Source organism: Syntrophomonas sp. UBA1041 (genome assembly GCF_002316705.1).
Taxonomy (GTDB): Bacteria; Bacillota; Syntrophomonadia; order Syntrophomonadales; family Syntrophomonadaceae; genus DTU019.
In genome coordinates, this window is sequence record NZ_DCEA01000018.1 from 24,903 (window position 1) to 42,398 (window position 17,496).

Sequence of the window (17,496 nt, forward strand, 5' to 3'; positions counted from 1 at the left end):
TGAATGGTTATAAATCGGTTTAATTAGTGAATGGCAATCAACATTGCTCCAAACCTATCCGTATCAGCGATTAACTGCCTTAACGATCTCCCCGGCAATATCCCATATAGGCGCTACTATTTCCGCGCCTCCGCGTTTAATGGTCTCACCCGGCATGCCGAAAACAATAGCGCTTTCTTCCGACTCGGCAATGGTTATTCCACCTGCTTTACGGATATTTACCATAGAGTCTGCTCCATCGCTTCCCATTCCGGTCATGATCACCCCTACAGTTCTGGAACCGTAAACACCTAATACTGAATCCATCATGATGCTCACAGAGGGCATAAACAAATGATCAGGTTTGCTGGCGAGTCTTATCAAGACATCACCACCCGAATTTTTGACCAGATTAAGATGCCGACCCCCGCTGCCCACATAAAGTGCGCCTTTTTCCACCTTCATGCCTGCCTGAGCTTCCACCACTTCCAGCTGACAGGATTCGTTAAGCCTCCTGACAAAGGTGGCGGTAAAGTTAACCGGCATATGCTGCACCAGGAATAAGGAAGCATTTAGGTCGGGGGGAAGCAGGGGCAGAACCTCATAGATCACCTTGGGGCCTCCGGTAGAAATCCCCATGGCTACGGCTTTATGCATTTTACTGGTAGGGGGGGCTTTAAGCTTTAATTCCGGCTTTTTCCGGCTGCGGAACAATTGATCGGCAGCTCTACCATTTTGCTTGATACTGGCAGCCAGCCTGATTTTTTTTAAAAGCTCACCAGCCACGTTGTCCATGTTGCTGGAAACAGTCCCCCCCGGTTTGCCGATAAAATCGAATGCCCCCAGTTCCAGAGCCTCAAAGGTTGTTGCTGCGCCTTCCTGAGTAAGAGATGATACCATGATGACCGGACAGATTTTTTCATGAACGATGTATTGCAGGGCAGTTATCCCATCCTGCCCCGGCATGTTCACGTCCATGGTAATCACATCGGGCCTGTATTCCCGGGCTTTTTCCACTACATCATTGCCATCCCGGGCAGCGGCCACTACCTCGATCTCGGCATCGTTTTCCAGTATTCTCTTTAGGGTTTTGCGCATTAACGCAGAATCATCAGCTATCAGTACTCTTATCAAGCTTCTCGCCCCTGCCCTGTTTTTTTAGGTTTACCGGCCCTGGACGGGCTGGCTTTTCCGGTGCGGTCCAGATCCTGAAGCTTCTGCCATTCTTTCTCCACCAAAATGTTATCCAGATTAAGCATCATAATCATCCGGTTTTCCAGGTTGGCGATACCGTCCATGAAACTCTGCAAATGCTGGTTGCTGAGTATATCCGGAGCATCTTCCATAAGATTTCTGGAGATGCGTAGAACCTCCAAGACTTCATCAACAATGATGCCGACCTTTTTATTATTAATATCGCTTACGATCACCCGGGTAAATTCAGTGTAGTTTTTATACTCAATTTCGAAACGCTTGCGCAAATCAATGACTGGTATAACATCTCCGCGCAGATTGATAATCCCTTCGACGAAGCGGGGGGCGCGAGGCACCTTGGTTATTTTGGATAAACGGTTAATCTCCTGTACCTGGGTTATGCGCACGCCATACTGTTCATCCGCCAGCTTAAAGACCACCATCTGTTCCTCTTCCAAGCCATTTACAAGTCCCTCTTCTTCTTCCACCATAGTGACTTCTGTATTTTCCAGCGCACCGATATCTTTTAGTTCTTCCCTGATGATGATATCCCTGGGCTCTAAAAGCATAATGATGCGTTTGCCCCCCTCGACCCGGGCGATGCCCTGCAAGCGGTCGCCATTCTCATTGCTAAGGGCCTGGGGGGGAGCAAAAATGGTATCTTTCGGAATACGGGTCACTTCATATACCCGGTCTACCACCAGCCCAATACTGGCATTGTCTACATCGACTACGATCACCCGGGTACTGTCGGTGATGTCATCATGACCGGTATTGAGCTTGACACGCATATCTATGATCGGCATCAGGTTATCCCGCAGGGATATGACCCCTTTTACATAGACTGGCATATTCGGCACTTTTACGATGTTCGGATAGCGGATGATCTCCCTTACGCTCTCAATTTCCAGGGCGAATTCCTCCGATCCCAGCAGAAATGACACCAGCTGAACTTCTTCCAGTTTTTTCTCCAGGCTGCCTTTACTGCCGGCGTTTCCGGTTTTTACAGCATTGGTTTCATTATTTACAGCCGCATCCATACTGCATAGATTTCCGGCTTCCAGTATCATGACCAGTCTTTTCCCGTCATTAACCCTGACCACGCCGGATACCTGCCCGGCGTCTGCCCCTGAAACCGCGGTTGGGGTGGCCTCTATGCATCCGCTCTCCACCCGCAGTACTTCAGATACCGCATCCACACTTAAACCGGCTTTTTTCCCCCTCACATCCACCACAATGACCCGGCTGGAGACATCACGGGCCGTCCTTTCCATACCGAATTTTACCCTGGTATCCAGCACCGGCAGGATCTCTCCCCGCAGGTTGGTTACCCCCTCTACATAGGGGGGAGCCTGAGGCACCATGGTTATTGAAGGTATTCTGATAATTTCCTGTACGTTCATAATATCGATACCGAAGTTCTCCTGTCCCAGAGTGAAGGTAACCAGTTGCATTTCGTCGGAGGAGAATAAATTGTCCGCACTCATTTAAAAATCCCTCCTCGATTAAATTTCATTCTCCTCAAATCAACCGATTTGCATTTCATCTGCAATGGATGCGATTTCTTCTATGGAATTGGCCAACTCATTGATGGCTTTGGCCTGCTCCTGGGCTATACGGGAAGCCTCTTCCACCTGTTTTTCCGTCTCAGCGATAATCTCTGCCACCCGTCTGGATTCCTTGACATCTTCCGCTATCGCCGTCTGGCTCTCATCAATGCATTTCCTCAACACCAACCGGTTTCTGACGATGTCTTCAATCTCCGCAGTCACCAACCCATTTCTTTGAGCGGCCACACCGGCTTGCTCGTCCGCTTTACGGGAAGCAATTTCTGATTGCGATATTTCCATGGCCACCTTGGTCATCTGGATCTGGATATCCCTGACCAGATCTTTAATCTTATCCGCGTTTTCCGCTGATTCGCTGGCCAGATTCCTGATGTCTCCGGCCACTACTGAGAAACCGCGCCCGTGCTCACCGGCGGTGGCTGCTTCAACAAAGCCGTTCACGGCCAGCATATTGGTTTGAATGGATACATTCTCGATGGTATCAACGATTTTTTCGATACGGCGAATTTTATCCTGCAGGGCTTCAATGGCATTATTGGTGGCATCGTAGGATTTGATGCATTCCTGCAAGCGCTGCCACACATCCCGGGCCGCTGCCCGCGAATCCTCCAGTATTTTGGCGATTTCTTGATTGACTTCTCCTGCTTCCCCGGCCAGCTTTATCAGTTCATTTACCTTGTCCTGGCAGGTCTCGGCAAAGGCAGCCGCTTTGCCGCTCTCGGCCAGAATCGATTTGGTTCCATCGGACATTTGCATGAGGGCGCTGGCTACCTGGGTTGCTGATGTGCTCAGTTCTTCAATATTGGCTGACAGTTCTTCCGCGGTTGCCGCCACCTCTTCCGCCGATTTGTTGATATTGGTTGAGTTTTTCAATTCTTCCGCCATCTCCGCCAGTTCCTGCGTGGCGGAGTTTACTTCGCTGATGGCTTTTCCTTGTTCGACCACCGCTTTGTTTGACTGTTCGGCCGCGGCCAGAATTTGCTCGGAGCCGGTTGCGATAGATTCTGCTATCCCCAGAAAATCGTTTGACATCTGCTGCAAATCGTTGGAAAGCCTGGTGTCCTGATAGACCATGTCCGCGTATTGGCCGAAAAGTTTGCCCATCCGTTCAAAACCCTGATTGGTTTCCGCAAGGTCGGATTGCATACTGTTAAAATCGTCTACAACGATATTTATATCCTTAACCACAACTTCTACCCCGCTGCGGATCTCATCGACCACCCCGCGGATATCCCGGGCCGAACGCTCGGATATTTCGGCCAGATTTCTGACTTCATCGGCTACCACGGCGAATCCCCGCCCATGTTCACCAGCCCGGGCGGCTTCGATGGCGGCGTTTAAGGCCAGCAGATTGGTCTGGTCGGCAATCATCACCACCGCCTGAACGATGTCGCCGATTTTGCGGGATTGGACTTCCAATTCTCCGATGCGCTGACCCGATTGGGCGTTTTTGCCCGCGGCTTCTTTTAACAGATTCCCCATGCTTTCCATGGCGGCAATCGATTCCCGGGCGGCATTGGTACCGTTTTGGGCATTATTGGTCAATAAACCCAGGCTTTTTTCCAGTTCTGCAGCGGAGCGGTTAACCTGTACTGCCGCTGCCCGCATTTCCTCACTGCTGCTTCCCACTTGCTGGCCGTTGGAAGACAGTTGGTCCATCAGGCGGGAGAATTCCTGGGCAGCCGCATTGGATTCTTCAATTCCGGCCAGCAATTGTTCTGACGCGGCTGCAATCCTTTCCGCCATGGCCTGTTGTTTGGCCAGGGTGCGGGCTCTGGCTTTTTCCTGAGCCATTTTCCGCGCCTGCTCCCTCTTGCGGACGATGTCATCATCACTGTCCCTTTTTACCGGGATGCCGGTTTTTTCGCTGATCTCCATACTTGACGGCTTCTCCAATTTCTTAGCCACAATCATCACTCCTTCTCTTTTTGAGTACTTAACATTTTCCACGGCGGACGATATCCCGCCGGCGTACATGGTTCGGTTATATCCACCTGGTTGCGCCTGCCAGGGTAAATATCTAAAGCCGATATATTCAGAACACCGTTGCAATCAATACTGATGGCCACATCTGCACCGGGCTCTCCGGCCCCGGCCTTATGGATGCCTTCCGGATGAAGAGTCCCGCCCGCATCACACTGCTGCCCAGGCCTGAAGCAAGTAGGACGGGTTCAAGATTAACACCACATTGCCGTCACCCAGTATCGTTGCGCCTGTGTATATCTTTAAGCCGGCCAGTTCCTCAGTCAGGGCTTTAACTACAAATTCCTGCTCGCTTTTGAACAAATCGACGATGAGCCCAAATTTATAACCATCACAGCTTATGACCACTACGGAAACCGTTTCCCGGGTGGTACAGTCTTTTATGACATCGAGGCTGTTTCCGAATTGAAGGATGTCATACAAACTGACCAGCGGGATGATTTCCTCCCTTATATCAGCGGCCATATTGTTTTTGAAAGTTCGAACCGCACTTCCGGTCAGTTTTACCGTTTCTACGATGGAGTCCAGGGGAATGACAAAACGCTCTTCATAACTTTCAACCATGAGCCCGCGTATGATTGACATGGATAATGGTATTTTTAAGGAGATCAGGGTGCCCTGATCAAGGCTGCTGCTCAAATTAACTGACCCGCCCACCTTTTCGATGTTGGTCTTCACCACATCCATTCCTACCCCCCGTCCGGAAAGCTCATTAACCTCTTCCCGGGTGCTGAAACCAGGGGCGAATATCAATTGGAACGCTTCCTCGCTGCTGATGCACTCTATCTGCTGCGTGGTGATAAGGCCTTTTTTCAATGCTTTTAATTTGATTTCATCAGGATTAAGCCCCCGGCCATTGTCGGCAATCTCGATCAAGACATGATTGCCCTGGTATCCCGCAGTCAACCGGATCTGACCGGCAGGGCTCTTGCCTTTGGATTCACGCTCCGGCGGGTTCTCGATGCCGTGATCAACGGCATTACGGAGTATGTGTACCAAAGGGTCATTGATGGCTTCAATGACTGTCTTGTCTAATTCGGTATCTTCACCTTCGATAATGAAGTCAATCTCTTTGCCGGTCTTTCGGGCAGTATCCCGAATGGTGCGGGGGTAACGCTGAAAAAGGGCCCGCAGCGGAACCATGCGGGCAGACATGATGGCATTCTGCAATTCGTCTGATATTCTGGCCAGTTCTGCCGCCACCTCTTTGACCTCCCGGGCCAGACCCGGCAGATCATAGTCCAGCCCAATCGTTGCAGCCAGGTGGAAGATACGGTTTTTCGATATCAGCAATTCTCCGATCATATTCATAAGGCGATCCATTTTTTCCTGGCTGACCCGGATGGACTGACTGCCCAGCTCACTGCTTTTGGCCTGTTCAACCGACTGTTTTTCTTTTTCCCGGGCTATCGCCTGTTTGGCCAGGGCGATTTCCAGATCATTTTCTTTTACCGCCCCCGCATCTACCAGGATGGTTCCCAGACGCTTTTGCTGGGTTAAAGCCCAATCCAGTTGTTCTGAATTCAACTTTTTTTCTGCTATGAGTATTTCGCCGATCTTTTTTTCGCTGTAGTCAGCAGGTACGTTATCAAGCAGAAAACGAATGCTTTCAATTTTTGAGGTCATAAAGCTTTTGACGGTTTCATAATTGTAGTGTAGAAATTGAACCAGATCCTGCGTAACCGTATCCTTTTCCGGTGTATAGCGGTCCAGAAATTTGAGGGCCTTATCCACTTCGACTGACAATGCTTCATAATCCAGGTAACGGGCCGTTGAAGCGATGCTTTTGAGTGCCCGGATATACTGTTTGGTCCGCTTGTCATTCATCACCTCACCTGGTTTTATGGTGTTGATCAGGCCCAGCATGGATTCCAGGGCCTGATCGCTGATGTTCATGAAAGCGGCCAGTTGTTGCGGCAGTTTTTTAATGGTTTCCTCTCCGGGCGGTTTTTCTTCATCCTCCTGCTTTTCCTGAGATAAGGATTCTATGCGTTGCAAAAGGTTCTCAGCAGAAAAGCCTGCTATCTTTTTTCCTTTAAGAACCGCAATGAGTACGGTGATTTTGTCTACAACAGCCAGAATGATATCAACTACTGCCGGGGACAGCCGCCCGGAACGGTTGCGGTGCTGCTGAAGCAGGGATTCAGCGGCGTGGGTTAAAGTCTTAATCGCTATTGTCGGGTCAGAGGGGATCACCTTATCCTGCATACTGGCAATGACCCCGGCCCCGCCTTTAATACTGTGAACTCCCCTCAGAATCGTATTGAGAATATCAGGGTCTTCCGGGTGTTTCTCGGCTTCTACGCATTTTTGTTCGATGGTTTCCAGGTGCTCTATGGTTTCTTCAATAAAGTCCGCCATCATTTGTTCATATAGGGGTGAGAGCTGAACCTTAATGGGAGCATCGGCACAGCTGCCGTTCTGAGCCAGGCTAAGGCTTGATTCGGCGCCGGCCAATTCCTTTTTGCGCAAATCTTCCACTTCATGAATAAATGCTGCATAGTCAAGTTCGGCCAGTTCAATCACAAAGCCGTGATTAATCGAAGCATCTTCAACTTCTTTAACTTGATTGCCCAACTGACGGATAAGGCCGTTTAATATATCCACACCGCGCAGTAAGGCATCGGTAATTTCTGAATTGCTGCTATAAAGGCCTTTTTTCATATCGGTCAGGAAGGATTCCAAAACATGGGCGGTATCTTTTATTGGACTGAGATCCAAAAATCCCGCGACACCTTTTACCGAATGCATCGCTCTGAATATTGAATCCAATAAATCAGAGGCAAAGTCATTTTCAAGGCGCAGTATGCCTTCTTCGATCCCATGCAGGTGCTCGGTGGATTCCTCAATAATGCCTTGCAATAATTCCAGGTCATCCGCTTCAAAGGTGTATTTCAAATGTAAACCACCCTTCTCTATTTACCCAGGAGCATCCGGATATTTTCTATCAGCTGATCCGGATCGGTAGGCTTTACGATATAAAGATTGGCGCCTGCTTCAAAGCCCCGCTGCTTATCCTGCATCTCATCTTCGGTGGATACAATGATAATGGGCAGATCTTCATAGCGGGGGTCTTCCCGCAGGCGTTCGATCAGGGTATAACCATCCATATTGGGCATATTTATATCGGTGAGACAAATCAGCAGTTCTCCATCACTGCTGTAGATTTTCTCCAGTGCGTCAGCCCCATCCAGGGCGGTTACGATTTCCAAACCAATACTTTTTAGAATATAGCTGTGAAAATTACGTATCATTTCCGAGTCATCGACTATGAGAACTTTCTCACCCATCCATTTCACCCCTAACCAAAAAACTCATAATGGATTTCCAGCAATTGTTCCCTTCATTGTGTCTACCGCTGATAAACGATGTGTTCATTGAGACGGCGTATTCTGAAGGCGGTACTGATGCGGCTTAAGGACTCGGCGTGCCCCAGGAAAATAAAGCCGCCCTGGCGCAATATGCCGTAGAATTTGTCTACTACCTGCTTGCGGGAGACATCATCGAAATATATAAGCACATTACGGCAAAAGACAAAATCATAATTCTCTTCACAGCGCAGTGCCCGCCGGTCCATAAGGTTCAAGTGTTCATAGATCACCATATCCTTGATGCTGTCATCGATCGCATATTGTCCTGCCGCAGTCACGGAAAAATAGCTTTTGAGATATGAAGGGGGTACATCTTTTATCGATCGCTGGTCGTATACTCCCCGTTGGGCAACTCTGAGTACGTTTTTGTCGATGTCTACCGCTTTGATCAGCACATTCCAGGCCGGAAAATTGTCGAGCATCTCCTTAAGAATGATACCCAGTGTATAAGGCTCCTCCCCCGTGGAGCAGCCGGCGCAGAAAATCTTAATCGTTCTGGCGTCGGCTTTCCATTTTGCATGGGTGGTTTCCTCCAGACAGGCCTCGGCAAAAACCTGCAGCTGGGAAAACTCCCGAAAGAAATAAGTTTCATTAACCGTCAAAAGGTTCATCAATTCCTGAAATTCTATGCCTTTAGGGTCGAACAGTCTCAAGTGCTTGATATAATCTTCTATCCGGGTAAATTCCCCAGCTTGCATGCGCTGTTGCAGACGCTTCTTAATGTAATAGATTTTATTTTCTTCATAGCTAATGCCGGTACGTTCATAAATTAAGTTTCTTAATTTGATGAAGTATTCCAGAGGCAATTCCAAATATATCACCTCGTTTTTACTGGTTAAGTTTGACGATGGTCTTTTCTATGGTTTCTGAAAGGTCTGGGTCACCTACCTTTTCTTTAAGCTCGATTAAGGCCGGCAAAGCCTCAGGCCTGCCGTATAAACCCAGGCCTTCAACTGCTCCCATACATATTAGGGATTGCTGGCAGCCCAGATACTCAATTAATAGCTGAAATATTTCAGGGTTCCGATACTGCCCCAAGAGCACCAATAGCTCGTACCTGTTGATAGCGGGAATGTCAGTCCTTAAGTAGTCTGAAAGAGCCTTTAATAAGTCAAAAGGCAGAGTTTCACGGGGATTACGCAGTAATATACCTTCGATGGCATTGATGATTTCCTTGTGCATTACCTGCCCCTTGTCCTTCATTAAGGAGGTTATTAAGGGCAGATGTATATCCGTCCCTTTGCGAGCAACAAATTTTAAGAAGGAATACTGCTCCAAAAAGCCGATATTCTCATAACGGGGATACATTTTATTGATATAGTGAAAGGATTCATCGTCGCCGATTAGGGCCAGGGCTTCAAGACAAGTGCATCGCAGCAATATGTTGTCAGTCCGTTTGAAGAGCTCATTGACCCGGTGGGTACAGCCGGTATTTTCCATTTGGCCCAGATATTCAACCGCAGTAATGATATTATTGATATCCGCATCATTTAGAGCCTCCGCAATTAAACCTGCACTATTGATGCTCTTGAGCTGAAATAGAATATCCAGGGCGAATTTGCGAATGTCTTTGTCCGGGTCGTCTAACAGCATTCTCATAAATTCGGTGGCCAGTTCTCCCTGAGCAGACAGAATTTCGATACCGGCATTGCGAATGACCGCACTTTGATTAGCCAATAATGGAATGGTCTTTGTTACGACATCCCGGTCCTTAGTCCTTTTCAGGCAATTAACGATTACTCCCCGCACATAGCGGGATTCCTCTACCATCAACCTGTTTATCAGCACTTCTATACCCCCGGGAATTTCATCAAAGCAGATATCCTCAGCGGTAAAAGCTCGTGTTTTCTCATTCCCATTATGCAAATCATCTATTAAATGCTCGATACTGACCAAAGGACACACCTCCTGAACATATTTCACTGCTTTTCCTATAAAATATAGCAATATTCATACCAAAATGCGGAATTGCTACAAACACCGATATATTAGTCCTATATATAAATAATATTCGGGAGTACCTGTTCGATTCTCGGACGATATTTGTACAAAACCGTAGTATTTTCGGATCTTTAAGGCAGTGCTGACAATGCTGGAACCGACTTGAGTCGGGCTGGAGTGATTGGTTACAATAAGAAACAGAGCAGATGCTCGTTGTAGCTATGCTGTTCAAGCAATTATATGGGGGGGACAAAGCATGCCACTCTCATCAGAACAAAGAGAAGCCTGGGAAAAAGAAAAACTGGAAAGGGGGCAGCGGGAGTTAAGCGATGAGGAGCGGGAACTGAAGAGGCGCCGGGATGAAGCCCGGATTGATAAGGCTATCAAGAAAACAGCCCGGCTGGAAAAGATCCGCAAATGGACTTATATTGCGGTGGTTGCCGTATACCTTACCGCAGTTGTGCTATATTTCATAATGCGCTAGACATGATCCTCCGGGGTAAACTGAGTAAAAGCCATTATTGACTGTTCAGCTGCCCGGCTAACCTCCCGGTAGACTTCCTGCAGAGGCAGCTGCTTTGCCTTGGCGATGCGGCTGCAATCTTCATATTCGGGAGACGCCCTCAATATCCTGCCATCACGTATCGCCACTTTAACCTGAGCCTCTCCATAGCGGGTTTTGACCCGGCGTACTTCCCGCTGCAGGCAGTGGCGGTTTACCGCCATCCTGCGGACCCCCAGAGTGGTGGTCTCCGCAAAAATGGTCTCCTCCAGCTTATCGGCTGAGAGCGCCGGGCATAATACGCTGAGTATGATACCGGGGCGGTTTTTTTTCATAATGATTGGAGTCAGGTAAACGTCCACCGCACCCTGCTCCAGGAGCAGCGGGAAAAGGTGTGAATAGAACTCGGGGTTCATATTATCTATATTGCTCTCCAAGAGCAGCAAGGCTGATGAAGGTGCCTGCTCTGCCAGGATGACCCGCAACAGGTTGGGAATCTCGATTTCTCCGTCCCCTACCCCGTACCCTACCCGCTTGATCACCAGCTCCGGGATCGGCTGGAAAGCCTCTGCCAGGGAGGTAATAATGGCCGCTCCGGTCGGAGTCACCAGTTCATGTTTGATCCCGGTGGAATAAACCGGGACGCCTTCTAACAGAGCCATCGTAGCAGGCGCTTCAACCGGCAGGGTGCCGTGGGCGCACTGCAGGAAGCCGCTGCCCAGATGCAGCGGCGATGACCATATTTTTTCTATCCCCAAATAGTCAAGACATATGGCAGTTCCTACTATATCGACAATAGAATCGACCGCTCCGACCTCGTGAAAATGCACTTCAGTTATCTTGCGCAGATGGACCTGTGCTTCAGCCCGGGCCAGCCGGTTGAATATCTTGAGGCTGGTGGCTTTAACCTTGTCGTTTAGTGAACTTGCCCGGATCAAGGTTTCAATGTCATTTAAGTTGCGGTGCAGCTTATGGTCGTGCCGGGTTTTATCCGGATCCTGAAGCGGCTCGTCAAACATGCCGGGTTCAGGGTGGCTGTGCATATGCGAGTGGCCATTGTCATGGCAATGGTGATGATCCGCCTGGCTGCAGCAGGATTTGTCGGCAGGATGCATGGAGCGGGCGGGCAGCTTTACCTGAACATCGGTGCCGGCAATGCCCCGCCTGGTTTTTTTGCTTGCAGTAATGGTGAACCCGCCTATATTGAGCTTGGCCAGTTCACTGCGGAGGTATTGCTGGTCAGCCCCTGCATCCAACAAAGCCCCCAGAGTCATATCCCCCGATATCCCCGCAAAACAGTCAAAATACAATACTTTGCTCATACTCATTCCCGCCTCGATTTTTGTTCTGAGGAAGCTTCTATCTGCCGGTTTAAGCGGCTGGCAAAGTAGCCGGCCCCGAAGCCGTTGTCTATATTGAATACCGCCACCCCGCTGGAACAGCTGTTGAGCATGGATAAGAGCGCACTCAATCCCTGAAAGCTGGCCCCATAGCCAACACTGGTAGGGACCGCCAGCACCGGTTTATCGGTCAAACCGGCGATTATGCTGGGCAAAGCGCCTTCCATTCCTGCCACGGCAATTATAACATTGGCCTGTTCCAACTTTGCCTGATGGGCCAGAAGCCGATGGATGCCGGCCACACCCACATCATACAGGCGATCTACTGAATTACCGAGTATTTCGGCTGTAAGAGCCGCCTCTTCGGCCACCCCGATATCGGATGTACCTGCGGTAGCCACCAGGATTACCCCCCGGCTTGGCTTGACCTCGTTTTGGCGAATGATCAGAACCTTTGCCAGAGGGTTATATTCCATTCCCGGCCATCGTTCGGCCAGGGCCTGATATTTATCGGCGCTGAGGCGGGTGGCCAAAATGTTGCTGCCCTTCTGCCGCAGCGCATCGATTATGCCTTCCAGCTGCAAGGCCGATTTGCCTTCGGCAAAGATTATTTCAGGATGACCCTGGCGCAGAACCCGGTGATGATCTATCTTGGCATAACCCAGGTCTTCAAAAGGCAGGTGGCGCAGCTTATCCAGGGCGTGATCCAATCCGATCCGGCCCTGTCTGTATTCCTCCAGCACCTGTGCAATATGGTTATGATCCATGCTAGTTCCCCTTCCAGCCTTGTTTGCAGGGTTAGATCGGTCGTTCTCAGATGTTGTTTATGGTATCATTGTCCAGCAGTGACGCGCCGCCAGCGACAGAGTGTTGTCAACCCCGCCTGAAAACGCCGCCAAGACGCGCCGATGCTGCCGGATAATGTCTTGCAAGCGATCAAGCTTTTCGATCAGGGCTGCTTTCGAATCCATAACCCGCTAACCTGTACCTGTATTGTTGAAAATATTACTTTTTTCACCTGTTTGTCCTTCATATTATCACATAACAGGTCAGGCAAAAGCCAGATGCAATCGTGAATAATACTGCGGCGCATTTTGGGGAAAAACCACAATTTAGCAGTTCTGCCTGACAGGATGCATCCATACAATATAATATATTGTTGGAATAAAACACTTCTCTGCGGCCTCTTTCGGCGGAATACCCGATATTTCTCTAATCCTGTTACCCAAAGTCGAGTTTCTGAGCACAAATAAGTTTCATTGACGGGGCCGCCTGCAAACGATCGGGGAGGCATATTATGAATGTACTGGTCTTCTCTCCGCATCCCGATGATGACGTTATAGGATGCGGCGGCAGCATTTTAAAACACTCCGAAGTGGGCCACATGGTAGCGGTGGCTTACTTGACTTCGGGAGAAGCCGGTAACATCCGTTATTCCAAAACCGAATTGGCCCGGGTCAGGGAGACCGAGGCCCGGCAGGCGTCTGCCCTCTTGGGAACCAATGAAGTGATATTTCTGCACAATGAAGACGGCTATTTGGGCTATAACAAAGATACCTTGATTCCGGTAGTCAACCTGATTCGGGAAAAGCAGCCGGACATAATTTATGTGCCGCATAAAAATGACGGTCATAAGGATCATATCGCCACCAACGAGATTGTTTTAGAAGCCATCGAAAGGGCCCGGAGTCCGTTCTTCCATGATTTAACCGGCAAACCCTGGCTGGTAAAAGATGTATTCTGCTATGAGGTGTGGACTCCATTGCAGAACATCACCTATGTTGAAGATATAACCGTACAGATGCAGCGAAAATTAGTAGCCCTGGCAATGCACCAGTCTCAGATTGAGAACCGTGACTACCATGAAGCTATTCAGGGACTAAACCGCTATCGCGGGGTTATGACCCGTAAAGGGATGTACTGCGAGTGTTTCGAAATCCTCAGAAAAGGCAGATAATTGCCGGCACGGGCGTATAGATCTTCCCCAATTCCATATTTAATCTTTTGGTGCGGAGCCTTCTGTGAACGGCATGTTTCTTCCTGCAACTGGACAGTGGCGCCTCCAATCTGCAGCCGGGATCAGGAAGACTTATTCCCGGATTTCCACTGCTCTCTAGCCGCCATTTCAAAAAGTGTGCCCTTATTAATAAATGACTGCCCCAACCCGGCAATTCATCATCGCCCCGGCTGGCGGATCATCAGGGTGAAAATATAGCATAAAGCAGCCAGAAGCACTATAGTGGCCCCGGTGGCGGTATCCCAGTAATAAGAGAGGATAAGGCCGCTAACCCCGCATACGGCGGTGATTAAAAAGGCCCAGAGATGATAAGATCTCATTCCGGCTGCAATATTGCGTGCCGCCGCGGCCGGCAGCACTAAAAGGGCGTTGATAATCAAAATGCCTATCCACTGAATGGTAAAGGTGACCACCAGGGCCAGGGAGATGGCGAAGCAGGCTTCCACCAGCTTGACCTTGAAACCTCGGCTGCCTGCCAGAGAGGGGTTGATGCTGAGCAACAACAATTGATTGAAAATTATGTACCACAACACCAGGACAGCCAAGAGCACCAGGCCTAAAGCCGACACTTCCTGGGGAGTGATGCTGAGCAGGTCGCCCACCAGGTAGCGGCTGTAGCGGGCAAAACCGCCCCCTTTGGAAAGAATAACGATTCCCAGAGCCACTGCTGTGGCCGACACCGCTCCGATTATGGTGTCAGCGGAAGAGCCGGTTCGTTCTTTGATGAAAGTGACCACCATGGCTATGAAAACCGCGAAAATCAACATGGACCAGGTGGGGTTCTGCACCCCGGCTATAACCCCGATGGCGATGCCGGTGAGGGCTGAATGCCCCAGAGTATCCGAAAAAAAAGCCATCTGGTTATTGACCACCATGGCCCCCAGCAAGGAGAACAAAGGCACCACTGCCAGGACTGCCAGGAGGGCGTTTTGCATAAAGGCATATTGGGCCCAGGAAAAAGGCAGTAAACTGATTAAGGCGCTGATATTTTCGTACATCCCACTGTCCTTTCGTTCTATACGCCGCAACTTACATAAAATGTTCCAGTCTGCCCAGAGTTGCTTCGAAAAGAGGATGCTTCATCACTTCCTGCGGAGTGCCGTCACAGAGAATGACCCGGTTTAATAAGACCACCCGGTCTGCATAGTCAGCCACCGCATTTAAATCATGGGAGACCAGGATTACCGACAGATCATATTGCTGCCGTAATTCTGAGACGATGCGGTAGAAACGCTGCATACCTTTGAAATCCACCCCGGAAATGGGCTCATCCAGGAGCAGCAGATCGGGAACCGGTTCCAGGGCCAGGGCCAAAAGGATGCGCTGCAGTTCGCCCCCTGATAATGCCCCCAGGCGCCGGTTTATGAGGTGCTCAGCTTCGACCCTGGATAAAGCCAGCCGGGCATTATGAAGGGTGCGGCGACTTCCGCCTAAAAAAACCGGCACCTGTCCCAAAGCTGCTGTAAAAAGATCGCCTACGGTTATGGGTGAATTGACATCAAAATTGAGCCGCTGGGGGACATAGCCGATCCTGGGCTTGGCGCTGCGGTTTCCCTCGCTGTCGAGAAATTGTAGTTTGCCCTCATGGGGGATTTCTCCCAGGATAGCTTTAAAAAGGGTCGACTTGCCGGCTCCATTGGGCCCTATCAGAGCGGTCAGCTGCCCGCAGTGGATCTGCAGATTAATGTCGTCAAGAATGCATTTACCGCGAATATTGACGCTGAAATGGCTGATCTGGGTCACGCATAGCCCGCATGCTGAGCCGCATGGCTGCAGTGGTTCGACTGTCTTCATCAGTATAAAGCCTCCCTCAAGACCTCCAGGTTTTGCTGCATGATGTCAAGATAGGCATTCTTATCATCAGGGCCGCTGACCGCAGGATCGAGGGCATAGACTGCAACCCCGCTTTCACGGGCGATGGCTTCGGCGACAGTGGTGGGATACTGTGGTTCGGTAAAAACAGCCGCAACTTTTTTATTCTTGATCTCTTCGATGATGTCAGCCAGTTCCCCGGCGCTGGGTTCGGATCCCGGTTCTCTTTCCACCACCGCCGCCACCTGCAGGTCGAACTCACTGGCAAAATAAGCGAAGGCTTCGTGGAAAGTGGCGATCTGGCGTTGGGGAGCCGGGTCGATAACCCGGTGCATTTCGGACTGCAGCTGGTTGATTTTTTCAATATAGGTTGAACTGTTTCTGGCATATGCTTCCTGATTGGAGGGATCCAGAGATGCCAGCTGCCGGCTGATATTATCCACCTCTTTTTTGGCCCCATTGAGGCTCACCCACAGATGGGGGTTGGGGTGTCCGTCATGCATGATGAATTCCAGGCCCTGGCTGGCTTCCACTATAGGTATTTGCGGATACTGCCGCATCACTTTATCCATAAAGGATTCCATCCCGGCCCCATTGATAACCAGAATATCAGCCCCCTGCAGTTTCTGCATATCGCCGGGGCTTAATTGATAGTCGTGCAGGCAGCCGGTCTCTTTGCGAGTTAGATTGCTGACCGTAACCCCTTCGACGTCTGCTGTGATATTGAGCAGCATGATATAGAGCGGGTAAAAAGAGGTGACGATATGAACCCCTGCTTTTTGCGGAGGCTGTCCGGAGGTCTTCTCCGAGGCCAAGGGGATGACCCCGCAGCCGGCCAGAGATAATAACAGGCCCAATATCAACAGGCCGATCACCAGCTTTTTCAATCTGAAACCCTCCCTCTGATCTGGCTGCATTTCTGGCAATAACCATACATCTCCATGCGATGATCCAGGACCACAAAATTTTCGCGCAAACCGATTTCAACCGCATAGGATTCCAGGGGGCATCCGGTAATAGCCACTATTTTCCGGCAGTCTATACACACCAGAGTGTGCTCGTGGGTGTCCCTTTTCAAGCTGTAGCGGGCTTTTTCACCTGGAAACCCCTGCTTGTTGATCAGCCCCTGTGAAAAGAGCAGTTCCAGGTTGCGGTAGACCGTGGAAAGACTGGTCTTTTGATGCTCCCTGACCTCAATGAAGATTTCGTCGACTGTGGCCGGCTTGTCTTGCTGCGACAGTGCGGTCAGAATGGCCTTTCTTTGCGGAGTCGCCTTTTTGCCCAGTTTTCTAATGGCTTGATCCCAATTGCGTGCGTCCAAATGATTTGCCCCCATTTAGTAATAGGAATGATTTGCATTTATTATATCCTATTTGGGGACAGGTCTATACCTTAAAAAATTCTAAAGGCGGGGCTAGCCGTAAATAAAGCGCAGGCCATTGAGGATTTGTTCCAGGAGCAGCATGGCGCCGGAAGCGCCCAGGAAGGATTTTTCGACCACATCGAGATAGCCCAGTGAGGGCAAAGCTATTTCTATGCCGGCACAAGGCTTGCCTTTAAGCAGCTGGGCTTGAGCCAGGGTGTTGCCGTCGGCCAGGACCACATCAGCGCCGCTTTTCACAACAGAGGCCCCTAAAGTACTGTCAAGTCCGTTCTCCCGCAGGTATTTTTCCAGGAAGACGGCATCGTCGCCTAAATGAGCCGGTATTATTTCAACCGCTGCGGGAACCATCCCCAGATAGCTGTGCAGCCACACGGTCAGAGCGGCGGCCAGGGCAGGTTCGGCCTT

15 protein-coding genes and 1 pseudogene are annotated in these 17,496 nt (G+C 50.0%); 2 read left to right on the forward strand and 14 right to left on the reverse strand.

What is annotated here, in order from left to right; genetic code table 11:
- Nucleotides 1-63 precede the first annotated feature (63 nt).
- From B2633_RS04460 to B2633_RS04490, 7 genes are all read right to left on the reverse strand, one after another.
- Nucleotides 64-1,113 carry a protein-glutamate methylesterase/protein-glutamine glutaminase gene (locus B2633_RS04460; protein WP_483169426.1) on the reverse strand — a complete coding sequence of 350 codons (1,050 nt, stop codon included), beginning with the start codon at nucleotides 1,111-1,113 and terminating at the stop codon, nucleotides 64-66.
- Nucleotides 1,110-2,660, reverse strand: coding sequence for a chemotaxis protein CheW (locus B2633_RS04465; RefSeq protein WP_483169427.1), 1,551 nt, complete (start codon nucleotides 2,658-2,660; stop codon nucleotides 1,110-1,112). The genes B2633_RS04460 and B2633_RS04465 overlap by 4 nt, the downstream gene beginning before the upstream one ends.
- 39 nt (nucleotides 2,661-2,699) lie before the next feature.
- Nucleotides 2,700-4,655, reverse strand: coding sequence for a methyl-accepting chemotaxis protein (locus tag B2633_RS04470; protein ID WP_483169449.1), 1,956 nt, complete (start codon nucleotides 4,653-4,655; stop codon nucleotides 2,700-2,702).
- Between the two features lie 219 nt (nucleotides 4,656-4,874).
- Nucleotides 4,875-7,622, reverse strand: coding sequence for a chemotaxis protein CheA (locus tag B2633_RS04475; RefSeq protein WP_483169428.1), 2,748 nt, complete (start codon nucleotides 7,620-7,622; stop codon nucleotides 4,875-4,877).
- 17 nt (nucleotides 7,623-7,639) lie between these two features.
- Nucleotides 7,640-8,014 carry a response regulator gene (locus B2633_RS04480; protein ID WP_481039073.1) on the reverse strand — a complete coding sequence of 125 codons (375 nt, stop codon included), beginning with the start codon at nucleotides 8,012-8,014 and terminating at the stop codon, nucleotides 7,640-7,642.
- A gap of 62 nt (nucleotides 8,015-8,076) precedes the next feature.
- Nucleotides 8,077-8,907, reverse strand: a complete 831-nt coding sequence (locus B2633_RS04485) for a CheR family methyltransferase (RefSeq protein ID WP_483169429.1) — start codon at nucleotides 8,905-8,907, stop codon at nucleotides 8,077-8,079.
- Nucleotides 8,908-8,923: 16 nt separating this feature from the next.
- Nucleotides 8,924-9,991, reverse strand: coding sequence for a HEAT repeat domain-containing protein (locus tag B2633_RS04490; RefSeq protein ID WP_483169430.1), 1,068 nt, complete (start codon nucleotides 9,989-9,991; stop codon nucleotides 8,924-8,926).
- A gap of 301 nt (nucleotides 9,992-10,292) precedes the next feature.
- Here B2633_RS04490 and B2633_RS04495 point away from each other — a divergent pair, with 301 nt between their 5' ends.
- A complete protein-coding gene (locus tag B2633_RS04495; RefSeq protein ID WP_483169431.1) occupies nucleotides 10,293-10,520 on the forward strand; it encodes a hypothetical protein in 228 nt (75 codons plus the stop codon).
- Here the strand turns inward: B2633_RS04495 and larC are convergent.
- Both larC and larB read right to left on the reverse strand, forming a co-directional pair.
- On the reverse strand, nucleotides 10,517-11,860 hold the full coding sequence (gene larC, locus B2633_RS04500; protein ID WP_483169433.1) for a nickel pincer cofactor biosynthesis protein LarC: 1,344 nt from the start codon (nucleotides 11,858-11,860) through the stop codon (nucleotides 10,517-10,519). The two genes, B2633_RS04495 and larC, sit on opposite strands and share 4 nt — an antisense overlap.
- Nucleotides 11,861-11,862: 2 nt before the next feature.
- Nucleotides 11,863-12,645, reverse strand: a complete 783-nt coding sequence (gene larB / locus B2633_RS04505; protein WP_483169434.1) for a nickel pincer cofactor biosynthesis protein LarB — start codon at nucleotides 12,643-12,645, stop codon at nucleotides 11,863-11,865.
- A gap of 530 nt (nucleotides 12,646-13,175) precedes the next feature.
- Here larB and B2633_RS04510 point away from each other — a divergent pair.
- Nucleotides 13,176-13,835, forward strand: a complete 660-nt coding sequence (locus B2633_RS04510; RefSeq protein ID WP_481039060.1) for a PIG-L deacetylase family protein — start codon at nucleotides 13,176-13,178, stop codon at nucleotides 13,833-13,835.
- A 218-nt stretch (nucleotides 13,836-14,053) separates the two neighbouring features.
- On the opposite strand, the gene B2633_RS04515 is transcribed toward B2633_RS04510, so the two are convergent.
- From B2633_RS04515 to B2633_RS04535, 5 genes and pseudogenes are all read right to left on the reverse strand, one after another.
- Nucleotides 14,054-14,893 (reverse strand): metal ABC transporter permease, encoded by an 840-nt coding sequence (locus tag B2633_RS04515; protein WP_483169435.1) that lies wholly within the window; start codon nucleotides 14,891-14,893, stop codon nucleotides 14,054-14,056.
- A 31-nt stretch (nucleotides 14,894-14,924) separates the two neighbouring features.
- Complete coding sequence (locus B2633_RS04520) at nucleotides 14,925-15,689, reverse strand: metal ABC transporter ATP-binding protein (RefSeq protein ID WP_483169437.1); 765 nt, start codon at nucleotides 15,687-15,689, stop codon at nucleotides 14,925-14,927.
- Nucleotides 15,689-16,594, reverse strand: coding sequence for a metal ABC transporter substrate-binding protein (locus B2633_RS04525; RefSeq protein ID WP_483169438.1), 906 nt, complete (start codon nucleotides 16,592-16,594; stop codon nucleotides 15,689-15,691). The genes B2633_RS04520 and B2633_RS04525 overlap by 1 nt, the downstream gene beginning before the upstream one ends.
- A complete protein-coding gene (locus tag B2633_RS04530) occupies nucleotides 16,591-17,028 on the reverse strand; it encodes a Fur family transcriptional regulator (RefSeq protein ID WP_483169439.1) in 438 nt (145 codons plus the stop codon). The genes B2633_RS04525 and B2633_RS04530 overlap by 4 nt, the downstream gene beginning before the upstream one ends.
- A 93-nt stretch (nucleotides 17,029-17,121) precedes the next feature.
- A pseudogene (locus tag B2633_RS04535) lies at nucleotides 17,122-17,496 on the reverse strand (hypothetical protein); the annotation flags it as partial.